19 protein-coding genes are annotated in these 15,479 nt (G+C 63.0%); 7 read left to right on the plus strand and 12 right to left on the minus strand.

Annotated elements, in window-relative coordinates; genetic code table 11:
- Nucleotides 1-18 precede the first annotated feature (18 nt).
- A complete protein-coding gene (locus tag DYZ14_RS06690; RefSeq protein ID WP_154719977.1) occupies nt 19-1,113 on the minus strand; it encodes a GGDEF domain-containing protein in 1,095 nt (364 codons plus the stop codon).
- A 340-nt stretch (nt 1,114-1,453) separates the two neighbouring features.
- Here DYZ14_RS06690 and DYZ14_RS06695 point away from each other — a divergent pair, with 340 nt between their 5' ends.
- Complete coding sequence (locus DYZ14_RS06695; RefSeq protein WP_154719978.1) at nt 1,454-1,753, plus strand: hypothetical protein; 300 nt, start codon at nt 1,454-1,456, stop codon at nt 1,751-1,753.
- Nucleotide 1,754: 1 nt separating this feature from the next.
- The gene (locus DYZ14_RS06700; protein WP_195949861.1) at nt 1,755-3,350 is read left to right on the plus strand and encodes a methyl-accepting chemotaxis protein; all 1,596 of its coding nucleotides are present in this window, start codon (nt 1,755-1,757) and stop codon (nt 3,348-3,350) included.
- A gap of 80 nt (nt 3,351-3,430) precedes the next feature.
- On the opposite strand, the gene DYZ14_RS06705 is transcribed toward DYZ14_RS06700, so the two are convergent.
- Entirely contained in the window at nt 3,431-3,940 is a 510-nt protein-coding gene (locus DYZ14_RS06705; RefSeq protein WP_154719980.1) for a DinB family protein, read from the minus strand.
- A 139-nt stretch (nt 3,941-4,079) separates the two neighbouring features.
- Between DYZ14_RS06705 and DYZ14_RS06710 the strand changes: the two genes are divergently transcribed.
- Nucleotides 4,080-4,763 carry a glutathione S-transferase family protein gene (locus tag DYZ14_RS06710; protein WP_154719981.1) on the plus strand — a complete coding sequence of 228 codons (684 nt, stop codon included), beginning with the start codon at nt 4,080-4,082 and terminating at the stop codon, nt 4,761-4,763.
- 106 nt (nt 4,764-4,869) lie between these two features.
- Complete coding sequence (gene ndk, locus DYZ14_RS06715) at nt 4,870-5,292, plus strand: nucleoside-diphosphate kinase (protein WP_154719982.1); 423 nt, start codon at nt 4,870-4,872, stop codon at nt 5,290-5,292.
- A gap of 73 nt (nt 5,293-5,365) precedes the next feature.
- On the opposite strand, the gene DYZ14_RS06720 is transcribed toward ndk, so the two are convergent.
- Both DYZ14_RS06720 and DYZ14_RS06725 read right to left on the minus strand, forming a co-directional pair.
- The gene (locus DYZ14_RS06720) at nt 5,366-5,803 is read right to left on the minus strand and encodes a hypothetical protein (protein WP_232365465.1); all 438 of its coding nucleotides are present in this window, start codon (nt 5,801-5,803) and stop codon (nt 5,366-5,368) included.
- 68 nt (nt 5,804-5,871) lie between these two features.
- A complete protein-coding gene (locus tag DYZ14_RS06725) occupies nt 5,872-6,423 on the minus strand; it encodes a CGNR zinc finger domain-containing protein (RefSeq protein WP_154719983.1) in 552 nt (183 codons plus the stop codon).
- A gap of 58 nt (nt 6,424-6,481) precedes the next feature.
- Here DYZ14_RS06725 and DYZ14_RS06730 point away from each other — a divergent pair, with 58 nt between their 5' ends.
- The gene (locus DYZ14_RS06730) at nt 6,482-7,378 is read left to right on the plus strand and encodes a branched-chain amino acid ABC transporter permease (RefSeq protein WP_154719984.1); all 897 of its coding nucleotides are present in this window, start codon (nt 6,482-6,484) and stop codon (nt 7,376-7,378) included.
- Here the strand turns inward: DYZ14_RS06730 and DYZ14_RS06735 are convergent, their stop codons facing one another.
- The 5 genes from DYZ14_RS06735 to DYZ14_RS06755 form a co-directional block, all read right to left on the minus strand.
- Complete coding sequence (locus DYZ14_RS06735; protein ID WP_154719985.1) at nt 7,379-7,843, minus strand: molybdenum cofactor biosynthesis protein MoaE; 465 nt, start codon at nt 7,841-7,843, stop codon at nt 7,379-7,381. It abuts the gene before it with no gap.
- Nucleotides 7,844-7,868: 25 nt separating this feature from the next.
- The gene (gene moaD, locus DYZ14_RS06740; protein WP_154719986.1) at nt 7,869-8,123 is read right to left on the minus strand and encodes a molybdopterin converting factor subunit 1; all 255 of its coding nucleotides are present in this window, start codon (nt 8,121-8,123) and stop codon (nt 7,869-7,871) included.
- Between the two features lie 2 nt (nt 8,124-8,125).
- Nucleotides 8,126-8,707 (minus strand): CDP-diacylglycerol--glycerol-3-phosphate 3-phosphatidyltransferase, encoded by a 582-nt coding sequence (gene pgsA, locus DYZ14_RS06745; RefSeq protein ID WP_115670712.1) that lies wholly within the window; start codon nt 8,705-8,707, stop codon nt 8,126-8,128.
- Between the two features lie 118 nt (nt 8,708-8,825).
- Nucleotides 8,826-10,850 carry an excinuclease ABC subunit UvrC gene (gene uvrC, locus DYZ14_RS06750; RefSeq protein WP_154719987.1) on the minus strand — a complete coding sequence of 675 codons (2,025 nt, stop codon included), beginning with the start codon at nt 10,848-10,850 and terminating at the stop codon, nt 8,826-8,828.
- Nucleotides 10,847-11,614: an SDR family oxidoreductase gene (locus tag DYZ14_RS06755; protein ID WP_154719988.1), complete on the minus strand. Its 768-nt coding sequence runs from the start codon at nt 11,612-11,614 to the stop codon at nt 10,847-10,849. Before DYZ14_RS06755 ends, uvrC begins: the two co-directional genes overlap by 4 nt.
- A 364-nt stretch (nt 11,615-11,978) precedes the next feature.
- On the opposite strand from DYZ14_RS06755, the gene DYZ14_RS06760 reads away from it, so the two are divergent.
- Nucleotides 11,979-12,623, plus strand: coding sequence for an outer membrane protein (locus tag DYZ14_RS06760; protein ID WP_115670715.1), 645 nt, complete (start codon nt 11,979-11,981; stop codon nt 12,621-12,623).
- A gap of 78 nt (nt 12,624-12,701) precedes the next feature.
- Here the strand turns inward: DYZ14_RS06760 and DYZ14_RS06765 are convergent, their stop codons facing one another.
- Nucleotides 12,702-13,298 (minus strand): glutathione S-transferase, encoded by a 597-nt coding sequence (locus DYZ14_RS06765; RefSeq protein ID WP_154719989.1) that lies wholly within the window; start codon nt 13,296-13,298, stop codon nt 12,702-12,704.
- Nucleotides 13,299-13,348: 50 nt separating this feature from the next.
- A complete protein-coding gene (locus DYZ14_RS06770; protein WP_232365451.1) occupies nt 13,349-13,975 on the minus strand; it encodes a ribonuclease T2 family protein in 627 nt (208 codons plus the stop codon).
- 119 nt (nt 13,976-14,094) lie between these two features.
- Between DYZ14_RS06770 and DYZ14_RS06775 the strand changes: the two genes are divergently transcribed.
- The gene (locus DYZ14_RS06775) at nt 14,095-15,048 is read left to right on the plus strand and encodes a lysylphosphatidylglycerol synthase domain-containing protein (RefSeq protein WP_154719991.1); all 954 of its coding nucleotides are present in this window, start codon (nt 14,095-14,097) and stop codon (nt 15,046-15,048) included.
- A gap of 1 nt (nt 15,049) precedes the next feature.
- On the opposite strand, the gene DYZ14_RS06780 is transcribed toward DYZ14_RS06775, so the two are convergent.
- Nucleotides 15,050-15,454, minus strand: coding sequence for a hypothetical protein (locus DYZ14_RS06780; protein WP_154719992.1), 405 nt, complete (start codon nt 15,452-15,454; stop codon nt 15,050-15,052).
- Between the last annotated feature and the right edge of the window lie 25 nt (nt 15,455-15,479).

Genomic DNA, 15,479 nt, shown 5'->3' on the forward strand with positions numbered 1-15,479 from the left:
GCGGCGCCCACCAAGCCGTCAGGCGACCTGGCGTCCGGCGGCGCGGCCCACCGCCGCCGGATAGACGGCGATCGGCTGGCGTGGATTGGCACGGGCAACATGAAGCGCTTTTTCGGCATTGGCGAGCAGTTGCATCGGCGAGGCCGCCGTGGGGCTGAGAGCAATACCGATCGACAGGCCGAGACCACCGGAATGGGCGCCCGGTTCTGCGGCGAAGACGAGATTGTTCTCGATCGCGGCGTGCAGTCGCTCGGCGATCACATGGGCGTCTTCGACCGTGACGTCGCGGAAGAGGAAGGCAAAGGCATCACCGTCGATCCGTGCGACGAAATCGTTCTTCTTGATCGTCTTGCGAAAAATGGCGGCCATGTGCTTCAGCAGCCGGTTCCCGGCGTCCTGGCCGAATTGCTGGTTGATCGAGCGAAAGTCATCGATGTCGACGACGATCAGCGCCGCTGCGGGCGCGGCACTGTCTTCCAGAAGTTCGTCGAGCCGCTTCATGAAGGCGAGGCGATTGGGCAGGCCGGTCAGCCCATCCTTCATCATCATCGCCTTGGCCGCCTCGGCCGCGCGGTTTGCCGCTTCGATCTGCTGCAGACCATTCTTCAATTTGAGGGCCAGTTCGGTTTCCGTCTGCAGCAGATCCGCCGCCGCGGCCGCGAGGAAGTCGAGTTCGGCGATCAGTTCTCCGATGCCGCGCGTCTCGTCCTCGCGGATCGAGCGGCTGATCGTCTCGAGGGCGTGCGCAAAGGTCTGCTTGTGCAGGATGCCGAGGCCGACATGCTCGCTCAGCTTGGCGAGCAGTGCCACGCCCTCGGACTGCAATTTCTCTTCGGCAAGCCCGCAATGGCTGGCAAGACGATGCTTCAGGCCCAGCTGGTCCAGGGCATGCTGCGTGGGACGCTGGCCAAGGGCGCCGAGGTCGCGGGCAAGCCCGGGATTGTGCCCGTCGAATGCCTCGTGAACCAGGTGGTAGTTGCGCGGCAATCCGGCGATCTCGTGCTTTGCCATGAAGCTCGCGATCTTCTGCAGCGGGTCCAGGCCCGATCCCTGCCGGGCGCCGGCCTGAGGCGGATGGGACTTGCGAGATGCGCCATAGACGTCTTGCTGCATTGTATTTCCCCTTGGTGCGCGCCGGTTCGGGCTTTTCACGCGAGCATATCGTGCAACCTTCTGGATTCCGTTAAATCGCCGCCGCGGCACGCCCACGCGCCCGCCTCCCTTCGCTCGCGGTTAATGTTTGCTTGCCTGCACCAATATACGGCGGAGTTGGGCGGGATCTGCCCAACTCGTCGGCAGCGACGATGCGGCAATCCCCATTTAATGAATTCTTAGTTACGAGCCTGTACCTTAATTTTGCAGTGCGGGGCCCGGATGGTCTCTTTTGGACCATACGTAGCGGCGAGCCACTGAAGGAGCGGGTGCGGGGAATGAAACCAGGGAAAAACGGCTGATGGCAATCCACAGGTCGATCGTCCTGGCGAATTTTGCGTTCTTCCTGCTGCTGATCGTGGCGGTCTGGGCGCGCCCTGCCGGGCCTTTCGTCCTGGTCGTGACGGACCCGGACGGTGAAGCGAGCGGCAATATGCAGGTGATCGGCGATGCCGGAGGCCGGCTGGTCTGGTCCGGGCGCTATGACTGGATATCGGTTGCCTACTCCGATGCGAACGACTTTACCGGCCGCCTGATGCGGGCCGGGGCTCTCCTTGTGCTGAACCATGATCTGGCAGTCGGCTGCCTTGAAGGGAATTGACATGAATGCTCTCTATGCTCTGCGGCACAAGGCCTCGATTGGCATCGTCGCGCTTCTGTGGCTGAACTTCGCGCTGATCGCGTTGCGCAACTTCATGCGCGCCGACGGCTTCGATCTCTTCTCCATCGCCGCCACATTGCTGATCGTCGGCTCGGCGACGCTTTTGTGGGCCAAGGACCGCACCGGTCCGACGACCAGGATCGTGACATCGATGGCGCACGCCGCCACGGTCGCCATCATGGTCTACGCCTTTGCCGGTTCGCCGTTGCAGATCGACATCCACATGTACTTCTTCGCCTCGCTGGCGATCTGTGCGGTGTGGGTCGACTGGCGGGCACTGGTCGGCTACGCGGCGCTGGTCGCCGTGCACCACGTGCTTCTCTTCTTCGTCATGCCGTTCGCCATCTTCCCCGGTGAATCCGATTTCTCCCGCGTCGTGCTGCATGCGGTCGTGCTGGTGCTCCAGAGCGGCGTGCTGATCGCGCTCACCCATTCGGTGGTCAGTGCCTTCGTCGCCTCAGAGGCGGCCGTCGAGGCGGCCACCAGCGCGGAGCGCAAGGCAACCACGATGGCCGAGCAGGCCCGGCAGGCCGACGCCCATGCCGAAGAGATGCGCGCCGAGCGCGAGCAGGAGAAGGCCCGCGAGGCCGAAGCCGTCGACTTCGTCGTGCGCAAGCTCGATGAAGCGCTGAGCCAACTCGCCGCCGGCAATCTCACCCATCGCATCTCGCAGGAGTTCAAGGGGGAGCTCGACAAGCTGCGCTGCTCGTTCAATACCTCAGTGGAAGGGCTGGAATCGGTCATCGGCCAGGTCAGCCAGGTGGTCCGCATCATCCGCGATGGAACGGGTCAAATCAGTCATGCGAACCACGACCTTTCTTCACGAACCGAGCGCCAGGCCGCCTCGATCGAGGAAACCGCAAGCGCGCTCAGCAATGTGACGGAAACGGTCAAGCAGACGGCAAGCGTCGCCGACCAGGTCGGCCGCATGGTCGAGGCGGCTCGCCAGGGTGCGGAACGCTCCGGCTCGGTCGTCACCAGTGCGGTCGAGGCCATGGGCAAGATCGAGGGATCCTCGCGCGAAATCTCCCAGATCATCAACGTGATCGACGAGATCGCCTTCCAGACCAACCTTCTGGCGCTGAATGCCGGTGTCGAGGCGGCACGCGCCGGCGAGGCCGGCAAGGGCTTTGCCGTTGTCGCCCAGGAAGTGCGCGAACTGGCCCAGCGCTCGGCAAATGCCGCAAAGGACATCAAGGCGCTGATCAATGCGTCGGGTGCGGAGGTCAAGAATGGTGTCGCCCTGGTCGACCAGACGGGCGAGGCGCTGCACACGATCGCCAACGAAGTCACGTCCATCAGCCGGGAGGTCGCCAAGATCGTTCACAGCGCGCGCGAGCAGTCCAACGGCCTCACGGAGATCGATGCCGCGATCGGCCATATCGACCGCAACACCCAGCAGAACGCCGCGATGGTCGAGGAATCCTCGGCCGCCATTCAGTCGCTCGCCAACGAAGCCTCGCAACTCGAGCAATTGATGGTCCGCTTCCAGATCTCGGCCGGGGAAAGCTACGCTCGCCAGCAGCGCGCCGCCTGATCCGATCTGCGCAACTCAATCAAGGTGAAAGCCGGCGGAGCGATCCGCCGGCTTCTTTCGTTTGCGGGAAGCGGGGGCGGCTAAAGCCACTGCCGTCCTTCCTGCCGAAGAAAGTAGATCAGGTCGAGCGAGAGTGACGGCTTGCCGAGCGCCGTCAGGGTGGCGTGCGCCTGTCCGCGGTGATGGGTCTGGTGATTGAACAGATGGGCGAGCGCTGGTCCGAGCTTCTGGCTGACCGGTGTGGGATTGGTGATCGGACTATAGGTGAAGTCGCCGCTTAACTGCTCCTGCGTGAGCGCCTCGCACCAGTCGATGATGCGCCGGTCTTCGTCCTGTCTCGCCCGTGCGAGTTCGGTGAAGGTCTCAAACGGTTTCTCGTCGAGTGCCGAATGCAGAGGTCCCGCATTCGTGAAGCGTCTGAGCCAGATCCGATCGGCGACCACGATGTGTGTCAATGTTGCGAACAACGAGCCGAAAAATGCGCCGCGGTCGGCATTCAACTCTTCCGCAGTGAGGTCTTGGGCCGCCGAGTAGAGAGTGCGATTGGCCCACTGGTTGTAGGCGGCGAACATCTGGAAATGTTGCAGCATGGCTGTTCTCCCGAAAGTGTCTCGCATCCTAGCCGAGATCGCCACAAACGGATGTGATGAAACCGATGAAATTTCCTGAATTGATTGTTCGCAATTTTTGCGGTCGAGTGTCGGCCACAATCGCCACGAGGAAGACCCCATGTCCAGAACGCTTTACAGCCTGTGCGGCACCGACCGCGCCCGCCCATTTTCGCCCCATTGCTGGAAGGTTGTCATGGCGCTGAAGCACAAGGGGCTCGCCTATGTCGAGCAACCCTTGCCCTTCACCGCAATCAGTGAAATCGAAGGCGGTGTGTCGAAGACCGTGCCGGTCCTGCGCGACGGCGACCGGCTGGTCGCCGACAGCTTTGCGATCGCACTCCATCTGGAGGAGGCCTATCCGGAGCGGCCGTCGCTGTTCGCCGGCGAGGGTGGCAAGGCGATGGCGCGGTTCGTCGAGAGCTATTCCCAGACCACCATCCACCCTGCCGTCACACGGATCGCCATACAGCAGATCCATGACATGCTCGACCCGCACGACCAGGCCTATTTTCGCGAGAGCCGCAAGGAACGGCTTGGTCGCACGGTCGAGGAGGTGGCGGCCGGTCGGGATGCCGAGATCAGGGACTTCCCGGCGACGTTGAAGCCGCTGCGCCACATGCTTGGCCATCAGCCCTTCATCGGCGGCCAGGCGCCACTGTTTGCCGATTACATCGTCTTCGGGGCGCTCCAATGGCTGAAGATCACCAGTGGTTCGGTCCATCTTCCCGCCGATGATCCGGTTCTCGACTGGTTCGAACGCTGCCTCGACCTTCATGACGGAGAGGCGCGCCGGATTGCCTGAGGTCGTTGTGTGACGCGGGCGTGAAATTCGCTGGGACCCCTTGTTTTCAGGGCCTGACACGGCTAGAAACCGCCCACTTTCCCAATAGGACAAAAGGACTAGACCGATGGCGATTGAACGCACCTTCTCGATGATCAAGCCGGACGCAACGAAGCGCAACCTGACGGGCGCCATCACCAAGATGCTCGAAGACGCCGGCCTGCGTGTCGTCGCTTCCAAGCGCGTCTGGATGAGCGTGCGCGAAGCCGAAGGCTTTTACGCCGTGCACAAGGAACGCCCCTTCTTCGGCGAACTGGTTGAAGGCATGACCTCGGGCCCGACCGTCGTTCAGGTTCTCGAAGGCGAAAACGCCATCCTGAAGAACCGCGAGATCATGGGCGCCACCAACCCGGCCCAGGCCGCCGAAGGCACCATCCGCAAGACCCACGCCCTGTCGATCGGCGAGAACTCGGTCCACGGCTCTGACGCCCCGGAAACCGCTGCCCAGGAAATCAAGTACTGGTTCTCGGACACCGAAATCGTCGGCTGAATCGGGATTTGCGCACGGCCGCACAAGGCTTTGCACAGTTTGAGGGAACCGGGGTCGAAAGATCCCGGTTCTTTCATTTCGGGCAGGAGAGATCCGGCGCATAATCCGTGCTGCCGTCGGCTTTGAAGACCTCCGGGTTCCTGGTGTAGACCGGCCCGACCACCAGCGGTTTCGACGGCAGGATCGACTGATCCAGGCTGGAGACGATGGTCGTCTCGATCGACTGCAATTCGCGCCCGTCGGCATCGACGATCCGGATCGCGACCGCATAGGGACGGTCCTTTGCAACGCAGCGCATCGGCGGGCTCTCGACCGTCACCTTCTTCCAGAAGGGAAAGATCCTCGACCGGGTCAGGTGTGGCGCGCCGCCCGCCGGGTTCTCGAAGCTCGTCTCGACATAGCTCTCGTCCGGCAAGGCGCCATTGCGCGCCAGCGTGATGACGGCGGTGGCCTGCGCCACGCGATAGTTGAAGATGAACACCTTGCCGGAGATGACCAGCGGCTTCTCCATGTCGTCGCGCTGGCAAGCCGTGAGCGCCAGGGTCAGGGCCGCGAAGCTCACGGCTTTCCAAAGGTCTGTCACGTCGTGCCTCCCTGCCTGACCCGTTGATAGTGGCGGTTTGCCTTGATGCGGTTGCCGCATACGGCCATGTCACACCAGGTGCGGCTGCGGTTCTTGCTGCGGTCGAGAAACAGCCAGCCGCAATTGCCGCAGATCTTCAGGCGATCCGGCTCCGGCATGGCGACGAGGTGCAGCGCCGAGCGCGCGGTTGCCGCCTCGAGCGCCATCTCCGACGATGCCGCACGCAGCATCAAGGCCGCGGCCTCCAGCAGGTCGGCCAGGGTCTTGCGATTGGCCTGCCCCAGCACTTGCGCGCGAAAATGCCGGTCGATCGTCTCGCGCAGGCGCAGGAAGCCATAGGTGTTGGACGCCTCGACCGGGGTGATCGAGCCGAACAGGGCGCGTTCGGCGCAAAACTGTTCGGCTGCGGCCGGAAAGGCGACGAACTGCTCCTCGACGGCGAAACGGTCGATGCTGCGGTTGCGGTCGAAGCGCAGGATCACGCTGTTGGCGACATCGAGCGCGAGCGCGCCACCGGAAAAACGATGCGGAGTCCAGGAAAAGGTCATGCGAAATTATAACTGGCAAAAGGCAAATTGCCAGTTATAAATGCGCAGGGAGGAGATGATGGTCTATCTCTTGCAGCAAATCGCCAATGCCGTGCCGATCGCGGCGCTCTATGCGGCGCTCGCCTTCGGCTACGCCGTGATCTTCGGCATGACGCGACGACCCGACATCACCTATGGCGCGCTCATCGCGTTTTCCGGCCAGGTCTTCCTGCTGTTTGCCCAGTTCGGTTGGCAGCAGCTCTTCCTGGTATTGCCGGCCACCCTTTCGCTGGCGGCCGCCATGGCGCTCCTCTACACGCTGGCCACGGCTGGCGCGGTGGCCCACTATGTCATGCGTCCCCTGCGCGCCCATTCCCCGAACGCCGTGATCGTCGCCTCACTTGGCCTTCTGATCGTGCTGTCCGAAGGGATGCGACTGGCCATGGACAGCCGGGAGCTCTGGATTTCGCCTCTCCTCCACCACCGCGTCGTATTGGCGGTGGGAGACGGATCCGAGGTTGGTCTTACCGTGATGCAGCTCGGCAATGCGGCGATCATGGCGGCCATGGTGGCCCTGGGGCATCTGGCGCTGGGACGCACGCGCGCGGGCAGGGCCTGGCGCGCCGTGGCCGACGATCCGGTGGCGGCACGCCTGTGTGGCATCAATTCCGATACCGTCTTCACGCTCTCCTATCTGCCCGCGGCGGTCATCGCTGCCGTCTCTGGCGTGCTGGCCACGTCCTACTACGGCACGATGGACTTTGGCTCGGGCTTGATGCTCGGTCTGAAGATCGTGCTGATCGCGGCGGCGGGCGGCCATGGCGTTCCAACGCGTTCGGCCTGCGGTGCCGCAGCGGTCGGATTCGCCGAGACTCTTTGGAGTGGCTACGCGGCGACGCTCTGGCGCGATGCGGCTGTCATCAGCGGGCTGGTGCTCGTGCTGGTCATCAGCCGCCGCGAGCGCGACATCCCCTGACTATCGCCACTTGTCGCGCGCGCGGTCGTCGGCATCCTTGGCCGAGACCCAGTCGCCTGCGGTGCCGTCCGTCAGATGTTCCTTCTTCCAGAAGGGGGCGGAGGTCTTCAGGTAGTCCATCATGAAATTGGCGCCGTCGAAGGCGGCCTGGCGATGCGAAGCGGTGGCGATCACTAGGACGATCTGCCCGCCGGGGGCGATCTTGCCGAAACGATGAATGGCGGTGAGGCCGATCAGGCCGAAGCGGGTAATCGCTTCCTCGCCGATGCGCCGGATTTCGGCCTCGGCCATGCCGGGATAGTGCTCGAGTTCGAGGGTCGAAAGCGTGCCGGCCTCGTCGCGGCACAGGCCGACGAAGGAAACGACGGCGCCGATATCGGCTCGGCCCTGGGTGAGCGCCCGGCTTTCGGCGGAAAGGTCGAAGTCCTCGTGCTGGACACGGATGGTGAGGGCAGGGCGGGTCATCTTTCAATCCTTGCCTTGACGAGCGTTATCCGCCCGTCATCGGCGGAAACAGGCCGATCTCGCGGGCGCCGGCGATCGGCTCGTCGTGCTCGACATGCTCCTGGTTGATCGCAACCCGGATGGCCTTGGGAAACTGCAGGGCGTTTTCGTATTCCTCGCCGAGCGTCGCCAGATGGGCGATGAGGTCGCCCGCCGTCTTCACGTGGTCGGGGAGGTCGATGTCCTCCTCGCCCTTGCCGATCCGTTCCCGGACCCAGGCGAAATAAACGAGCTTCGTCATTTTCAGTCCACCATGTGCTTCACGCCGGCGCGGAAATAGTCGTAGCCGGTATAAAATGTCAGCACGGCGGCGATCCACAAGAGGGTGATGCCCATTTCCGTCGTGTAGGGCAGCACCTTGTCGCCGGCCGGCCCCGCCAGCAGGAAGGCGAGCGCGAACATCTGCGCCGTCGTCTTCCACTTGGCAATCCGGGTCACCGGCACGCTGACCTTGAGCGCGGCGAGATACTCGCGCAGGCCGGACACAAGAATCTCGCGGCAAAGAATGGTGATCGCGGCCCAGAGCGACCACCCGGCGATCGTCCCGTCGGCCGCCATCAAGAGCAGGACCGAGGCGACCAGCAGCTTGTCGGCGATCGGATCGAGCATCCGACCGATATTGGAGGTCTGGTTCCAGATGCGGGCGAGATAGCCGTCGAGATAATCGGTGATCGAGGCGACGATGAAGATTCCAAGGCCGGTCCAGCGGGCAAAGTCGGAGCTCTCCAGCCGGCCCTCGATGAAGAAGCACACGACGATCAACGGCACGGCGAGGATGCGGGCATAGGTCAGGAGATTGGGGATATTGTAAGCGCGCGAAGCCATGATGCCCTGTCTGTCGGATAAGTTTGGCGTGTAGATGACGGTTTCCCGACGCGACCGTCAACACAAGATTTCTTAATTGTTCTTAAGGTCGTGAGCCGCCAAAGCGCGTCTGGTGGCGTCAATCCGCGGCTTTTTCGTGAAAATGGTTGTAAATCAGCCTGGCGACGGCCTCGGAGATGCCCTCGACAGCGGTCAGGTCGGTAACGGCGGCGCGGGAAACGGCCTTGGCCGTACCAAAGTGCTGCAGCAGCGCCCGCTTGCGCGTCGGGCCGATGCCGGCGATCTCGTCGAGCGGGTTCTTCACCATTTCCTTCTTGCGCCGTGCGCGGTGCGAGCCGATGGCAAAGCGGTGGGCTTCGTCGCGCAGGCGCTGGATGAAATAGAGCACCGGATCGCGCGGCGGCAGGGTGAAATCGGGGCGACCCAGCGCGAAGAATCGCTCCCGCCCGGCATCGCGGTCGACACCCTTGGCGACGCCGATCGCGGTCACGCAGTCGGCAATACCGAGTTCGTCGAGAATGGCCCGCACCGCCGTCATCTGTCCCTGTCCGCCGTCGATCAGGATCACGTCGGGCCAGGCGGGAAAGGCGGCCTCGGCCGAATCCTCGGGCATGACGCTGCGGTCGGGCTTTCCCTCTTCCTTGAGAAGGCGCGAGAAGCGCCGGGTCATCACCTCGCGCATCATGCCGAAGTCGTCGCCCGGCGTGATGTCTTCCGACTTGATGTTGAACTTGCGGTACTGGCCCTTGACGAAGCCCTCGGGCCCGGCGACCACCATGCCGCCGACGGCATTGGTGCCCATGATGTGGGAATTGTCGTAGATCTCGATGCGGCGCGGCACGTAAGGTAGGGCGAAGGTCTCGGCGAAACCCTGCAGCAGACGCGCCTGCGATGCCGTCTCGGCCAGCTTGCGGCCATGCGCCTCGCGGGCATTGGCTGCCACGTGATCGACCACATCCTTCTTGTCGCCGCGTTGCGGCACGAGAATCTGCACCTTGTAGCCGGCACGCGCGGTGAGCGCGGCCGCGAGCAGTTCCTGCTCCTCGATCACCTCGGACAAGAGGATCTGCCGCGGGCAGGGCTTGTCGTCGTAGAACTGGGCGAGGAAGGCGTTGAGCACTTCCGCGCCGCTCATCTGCGGATCGGCCTTGGGGAAATAGGCCTGGTTGCCCCAGTTCTGCCCGGCGCGGAAGAAGAACACCTGGATACAGGTGAGCCCGCCCTCGTGATGAATGGCGAACACGTCCGCTTCCTCGACATTGGCCGGATTGATGCCCTGGTGGCTCTGCACGTGGCTCAAGCCCGCCAACCGGTCGCGAAAGACGGCGGCGCGTTCGAAATCGAGGTTCTCCGCCGCCTCGTTCATGGCAGCGGCGATCGAAGCCTTGACGTTCTGGCTCTTGCCGGAGAGGAAGTCCTTCGCCTCGCTGACGAGCGCGGCATAATCGTCATCGGCGATCTCATGGGTGCATGGGGCCGAGCAGCGCTTGATCTGATAGAGCAGGCAGGGACGGGTGCGGCTTTCGAAGACACTGTCGGTGCAGGTTCGAAGCAGGAAGGCGCGCTGCAGCGAATTGATCGTGCGGCCGACGGCGCTGGCCGACGCAAAGGGGCCGAAATAGTCGCCCTTGCGCCCGCGCGCACCGCGGTGCTTGTAGATCGCCGGTGCCCGGCTGTCGCCGGTGATCAGTATGTAAGGGAAGCTCTTGTCGTCGCGCAACAGCACGTTGAAGCGTGGGCGCAGGCGCTTGATCAGATTGGCTTCCAGCAGCAGGGCCTCGACCTCGGTGCGGGTCGTGACGAATTCCATGTTGGCGGTTTCGCGCACCATCCGCGTCAGTCGGTTGGAATGGAGCCGCCCCTGGGCATAGTTGCTGACGCGCTTCTTCAGGCTGCGCGCCTTGCCCACGTAGAGCACGTCGCCTTCGGCATTGAGCATGCGATAGACGCCGGGGCTGTTTGGCAGTTGCTTGACGAATTCGCCGATCAGGTCGGCGCCGACGAGACCGGTCTCGTTGACATTTGTCAGGCTCCAGTCGACGGCCAGCAGAGGACGCTGCGCATCGCTTTCGACGACGATGTCGTCGTCCTCTTCCGTGCCGTCATAGAGAATGCCGCCGTCCGGCAGCTTTCCTCCGGTCATTCAGTGATCTCCGTTTCGCCCGGCATACGCCAGGCGAGATGCTGGCCGCCGTCGAGCGCAATCATTTGGCCGGTGATCGACGGCGTGTCAAAAAGAAAGCGGATCGTCCGCCCGAATTCCCCCAGTTCCGGACCGCGACCCAGGGGAAGCGCGTCGATCTGCGCCTGGAAATCCTCGTCCGCCTGCCGGGCGCTCTTCAGTGTCGGCCCAGGCCCGATGCCATTGACCCGGATACGTGGGGCAAAGGCCTGCGCCATGGTGTGGGTAGCCGCCAGCAGCGTCGATTTCGACAGGCCGTAGGAAAAGAAGGTGGGTTTCGGCGCCAGAACCCGCTGGTCGATGATATTGACGATCAGGCCGTTCTGCCGGGCCGGAAGCTCCTGCAGCAGGGAGGATGCGAGAATCGCCGGTGCCCGCACATGCAGGTCGAAATGCTGGTCGAAAACGTCGGCATCGAAGGCTTGCGCGCTGTCGTCCAGAAAGACGGAGGCGTTATTGACCAGAAGGCCGATCGGGCCGAGCGCCGCCGCGGCATCCGGCACGAGCGCAGCTGTGGCAAGCCTGTCGCGAAGGTCGGCCTGCAGGGCGACGGCGGTCCCGCCAAAGCCCAGAATCTCGTCGACCACGGCTTGCGCCTCGTTGAGAGATCGGTTCGCATGGACCGCGACGGCGAAACCGTGGCGCGCCAGATCCAGCGCGATGGCGCGCCCAAGTCTCTTCGCCGCTCCGGTGACGAGAGCGGCCTTTGGAATGTTGTCTTTCATAGCGATCTTGCTTGGTCTTCCATGGTTGTGCTTGGCATATAGGTCTGCACAAGGCGATTTGCATAGGGCTTCCGCAAATCTCTTCTTGCCGAGCATGAACGTATTAAGATAGAGTTCTACAGTTTAATCTCCTGTTTACTGAGTATATCTTCGTGTGGTTATTGCTATGGTTAATGAATCCTTTGTTGCGTTTAGGCAACATCCAGATTCGGTCACCTGTGTGCCACAATGAATTCATATTTCGGCTCTTTCAAATCCTCAATTGCGGCCCATCTTCAGTTCGGAACGGGCAGGGATTTACATCTATCGTTCGGTCGGCCCTGATTTTTGATTGGGCGCGGCTCGGAACTGAAAGGAGACACGTATGCGTACCCTCACTATGATTCTTCTGGCTTCCGCCACCAGCCTGATGGCTTTCCAGGCTGCCAGGGCGGCGGACGCCGTCGAGCAGATTCCGGAAGCACCGGCTGCGACCGAAGCCTATGTGGCTCCGGCTGGCAACTGGACCGGCGCCTATGTCGGTGGCGCGGTCACCTATGACTGGGGTCGCTTCGACGGCAGCGACGAACGCGATGCTGATGGCGTCGGCGGTTCGCTCTATGGCGGTTACAACATGCAGAGCGGCCAGATCGTCTACGGTGCCGAAGCCGACATCGGCTACAGCGGCGTCGAAGGTTCGGCCGGCACTGTTCTCGACGGCAAGCAGGGCGTCAACGGCTCGCTGCGCGCCCGCGTCGGTTACGACATGAACCCGTTCCTGATCTACGGTACCGGTGGTATTGCCGCCGCCAACCACACGATCGAGAGCGCGACGGACGAAGACGAAAAGGCCGCCATCGGCTACACCGTCGGTGCCGGTGTCGAAGCCCTCGTTACCGACAACATCATGGCCCGCGTCGAATATCGCTACACCGACTACGCTTCGCGTGACTTCGACATCGACGGCGCGACCGTTTCGCGCGGTTTCGACGATCACTCGGTCAAGGTCGGTATCGGCGTCAAGTTCTGATCCGAACGACACGCAGTTACGGAAAAGCCGGGTTTGCGCCCGGCTTTTTTGTTGTCTCAACGACGTTCGCCGTGTCGCTCAGGTCTGCGGTTTCAGTGCCGCATAGGGCTTGAAGCGATCGGCAAACTTGCCAGGCCAGGCGGCAAGCCGCGTGTGGCCATTCTCCCATTCGCCGGGAAAGCGCAGCATGAGATAGCCGAGCAGCGAGGCAAGCGCGAAGTGGCCACCATGCAGCGTCTTGCCGAACTTCGGCATATGTCTTTCCAGATGGTCGAGGCCGCGCTCGACCTTGGCCCATTGGCGCTGGATCGCATCCGGGCTCTGGAGCTCCGGCGGCCGCAGCCGCTTTTCATAGACGATCGCCAGAAGGCTGTCGTTGATGCCGTCGCACAGGGCCTCCAGCACTTCGGCTTCGGTGCGCTTGCTGTGCTTCTTGGGGTAGAGCCGCTTCTTCGCCGTTCGGTGCAGGTAGTGCATGATGGCGCGGCTGTCGAAAATCGCCTCGCCGTCGTCGGTGATGAGGGTCGGGATCTTGCCGAGCGGATTGGCTTCGATCAGTGCTGGCGGCTCGTCGGCCGTGTTGACCGCCACGTCTTCGATGGCGATGTCCAGATAACGGGCCGCCATGCGGACCTTGGAGGAATAGGGCGAGGTCGGGGAGTAGAGTAGCTTCATCGGGTGGTCATCCTGGATGCGGGGCTGGTCGTTTTCGGTCGATGGTGGTCTCAGTCTATCGGCGGAACGGAAATCGAGCGCTGACGGCAGGCATTGCCGTCGATCTCGGGGCAGGTGCGAAACCGAAGATCCCTTGTCAGGCAGATCTGCACCTCATCCAGTTTGCCCGCCTCGCAGGTGACGGCGATACCACGCGGGCTGAGACCCCTATTGGCGGTAATGAACTGTTGTTCGAGATTGTCCGGCGCAACCTTGGTCTCCCGCGATGCACGCGTCAACGTCGGCGGTATCCGCACACGCTCGAAGGCTTTGCGCATCGTCGAAAAATAGTCCTGCTGGCTGAGACCGGAACAGGTTCCGTGCTTGCGCCATTGATGGCCGATCAGCCCCATGGACGGCATGATGTCGAAATACCGGCGGCCGAGGCTCGACGGCACCCGGCTCGGCTGGTTGCTGGGGCATGTTTCCGGATAGCCGCGCTCATATTGCGGCCAAAGGCCATGGACGATCAGGCCGAACTGGCGCGACGTCCCGCATTGATCGCGGTTCCTCGCCGCATCCGCGGTCGTGCAGAAGGTCGGCGACCAGGAGAGCGACAGGACGTAGAAGTCGAAATCGCGCCCGCGGTCATTGCCGTGCGCGACGCTCGCCCCAAGCGAGGCGAGGGACCAAAGCATAAGCCCAAAAAACCGTCTCGCGGGTTGAACCATTAATCCTTCCCCTCCAAAATGCGCGGGCAGCCGGATCTCTTGTGGCGGCGCGCTCGGTATCGAGGAGAGATGATCGGCAAGACTGGATGACCCTGAAGCAATATTTCTGGCCCGTGATCGGCGCCGTGACGATAGCGATATCCGCCTGGCTTCTCTACAAGGAATTGCGCGGGCTGTCATTTGGCGACCTGCAAGACAGCCTTTCCCGAATACCGACCGATAGCTGGATTTCGGCAGGCCTGTGCTCGCTCGCGGCCTATGCGGCGCTTGCCGGATATGACCGCATCGCGCTGATGCACCTCGGCCGCAAGGTCAACTGGCTGTTCATCGCCATCGCCTCCTTCACGGCCTATGCGCTCTCGCACAATGTCGGCGCCTCGGTCATTTCCGGCGGCATGGTGCGCTACCGGGCCTATTCCTCCAAGGGCTTGAGCGCACGCGAGATCGGTGGCCTGATTGCCATGTGCTCTTTCACCTTTCTGCTTGGGGCGGCGCTGCTCGTCGGTCTGGTCCTCGTGCTGGAACCCGACATCACCGAGCGCTTCGTCGACCTCTTGCCGATCGGCGCCTCGACGGCGACCGGCTATGTCATCCTTGCCCTGGTCGGCCTCTATGCGCTTGCCAGCCTGCTGCGGCTCCGTCCCTTGCGCATCGGAACCTTCCAGATCACCTATCCGGCACCGCGCGTCGTGCTGCCGCAATTGCTGGTCGGCCCGCTCGAACTGATCGGCGCCGCGGGCATCATCTATTTCGCCCTTCCGGACGTCGGAAATCCCGGCTTCGTCGTGGTGCTCGGCATCTTCCTGGTGTCCTTCTCCGCCGCGCTGATCTCGCATGCGCCGGGCGGACTCGGCGTCCTCGAACTCGTCTTCGTCATGGGCCTGCCGGAAATGGACCAGGCAGACGTCATCGCGGCCTTGCTGGTCTTCCGCCTGTTCTATCTGCTGATCCCGCTGGTGATCGCCCTGCCGGTGATCCCGATTTTCGAGCGGTTGCAGTTTCGCGCCGGCCAGGCGCCGGGCGGCGGCGGGGAGGGCTGAGCTAGCGCAGCGACTTGCAGTGCGCGCCGTAGACGTGCCACGGGTCGAGGCCGCTCATGCAGAACTCCACCGACGAGCCGAGCCCGGCATAGCCCCAATTGTCTTCGACCACATACCAGAGCCGGCGCTGTTCGCCATCCGTGGTGGTAACCTTGGCCTCGCAGTAGCGCCGTTCGACCGGATGCGTGTCGTAGCGCGGCTCGAGCCTGCTTTGGTGAACGGGGCCGAACTCGGCGATCGACAGGTCGAGGCCGAGAAAGCCGCGCATGTTCTGGGCAAAGCGGCTGGACACCATGCCGGTCACCTGTTCGCAGGACGGCGTACCCGCCAAAGCTCCGGTCGCGACACTCAGAAACAGGAGGCTGATGAGCGAAAGCGTCGTGCGAAACGGCAGGCGGGCGGACATGGCGGCTCTCCCTTTTGCCGTCAGA

Source organism: Ciceribacter sp. T2.26MG-112.2, from assembly GCF_900492205.1.
In the GTDB taxonomy this organism is placed as follows: domain Bacteria; phylum Pseudomonadota; class Alphaproteobacteria; order Rhizobiales; family Rhizobiaceae; genus Allorhizobium; species Allorhizobium naphthalenivorans_A.

Excerpts from the sequence above, each read along its gene's own strand:
- DYZ14_RS06690 (WP_154719977.1), bottom strand. The coding sequence starts at position 1,113 with ATGCAGCAAGACGTCTATGGCGCATCTCGCAAGTCCCATCCGCCTCAG.
- DYZ14_RS06695 (WP_154719978.1), top strand. The coding sequence starts at position 1,454 with ATGGCAATCCACAGGTCGATCGTCCTGGCGAATTTTGCGTTCTTCCTG.
- DYZ14_RS06700 (WP_195949861.1), top strand. The coding sequence starts at position 1,755 with ATGAATGCTCTCTATGCTCTGCGGCACAAGGCCTCGATTGGCATCGTC.
- DYZ14_RS06705 (WP_154719980.1), bottom strand. The coding sequence starts at position 3,940 with ATGCTGCAACATTTCCAGATGTTCGCCGCCTACAACCAGTGGGCCAAT.
- DYZ14_RS06710 (WP_154719981.1), top strand. The coding sequence starts at position 4,080 with ATGTCCAGAACGCTTTACAGCCTGTGCGGCACCGACCGCGCCCGCCCA.
- ndk (WP_154719982.1), top strand. The coding sequence starts at position 4,870 with ATGGCGATTGAACGCACCTTCTCGATGATCAAGCCGGACGCAACGAAG.
- DYZ14_RS06720 (WP_232365465.1), bottom strand. The coding sequence starts at position 5,803 with ATGGAGAAGCCGCTGGTCATCTCCGGCAAGGTGTTCATCTTCAACTAT.
- DYZ14_RS06725 (WP_154719983.1), bottom strand. The coding sequence starts at position 6,423 with ATGACCTTTTCCTGGACTCCGCATCGTTTTTCCGGTGGCGCGCTCGCG.
- DYZ14_RS06730 (WP_154719984.1), top strand. The coding sequence starts at position 6,482 with ATGGTCTATCTCTTGCAGCAAATCGCCAATGCCGTGCCGATCGCGGCG.
- DYZ14_RS06735 (WP_154719985.1), bottom strand. The coding sequence starts at position 7,843 with ATGACCCGCCCTGCCCTCACCATCCGTGTCCAGCACGAGGACTTCGAC.
- moaD (WP_154719986.1), bottom strand. The coding sequence starts at position 8,123 with ATGACGAAGCTCGTTTATTTCGCCTGGGTCCGGGAACGGATCGGCAAG.
- pgsA (WP_115670712.1), bottom strand. The coding sequence starts at position 8,707 with ATGGCTTCGCGCGCTTACAATATCCCCAATCTCCTGACCTATGCCCGC.
- uvrC (WP_154719987.1), bottom strand. The coding sequence starts at position 10,850 with ATGACCGGAGGAAAGCTGCCGGACGGCGGCATTCTCTATGACGGCACG.
- DYZ14_RS06755 (WP_154719988.1), bottom strand. The coding sequence starts at position 11,614 with ATGAAAGACAACATTCCAAAGGCCGCTCTCGTCACCGGAGCGGCGAAG.
- DYZ14_RS06760 (WP_115670715.1), top strand. The coding sequence starts at position 11,979 with ATGCGTACCCTCACTATGATTCTTCTGGCTTCCGCCACCAGCCTGATG.
- DYZ14_RS06765 (WP_154719989.1), bottom strand. The coding sequence starts at position 13,298 with ATGAAGCTACTCTACTCCCCGACCTCGCCCTATTCCTCCAAGGTCCGC.
- DYZ14_RS06770 (WP_232365451.1), bottom strand. The coding sequence starts at position 13,975 with ATGCTTTGGTCCCTCGCCTCGCTTGGGGCGAGCGTCGCGCACGGCAAT.
- DYZ14_RS06775 (WP_154719991.1), top strand. The coding sequence starts at position 14,095 with ATGACCCTGAAGCAATATTTCTGGCCCGTGATCGGCGCCGTGACGATA.
- DYZ14_RS06780 (WP_154719992.1), bottom strand. The coding sequence starts at position 15,454 with ATGTCCGCCCGCCTGCCGTTTCGCACGACGCTTTCGCTCATCAGCCTC.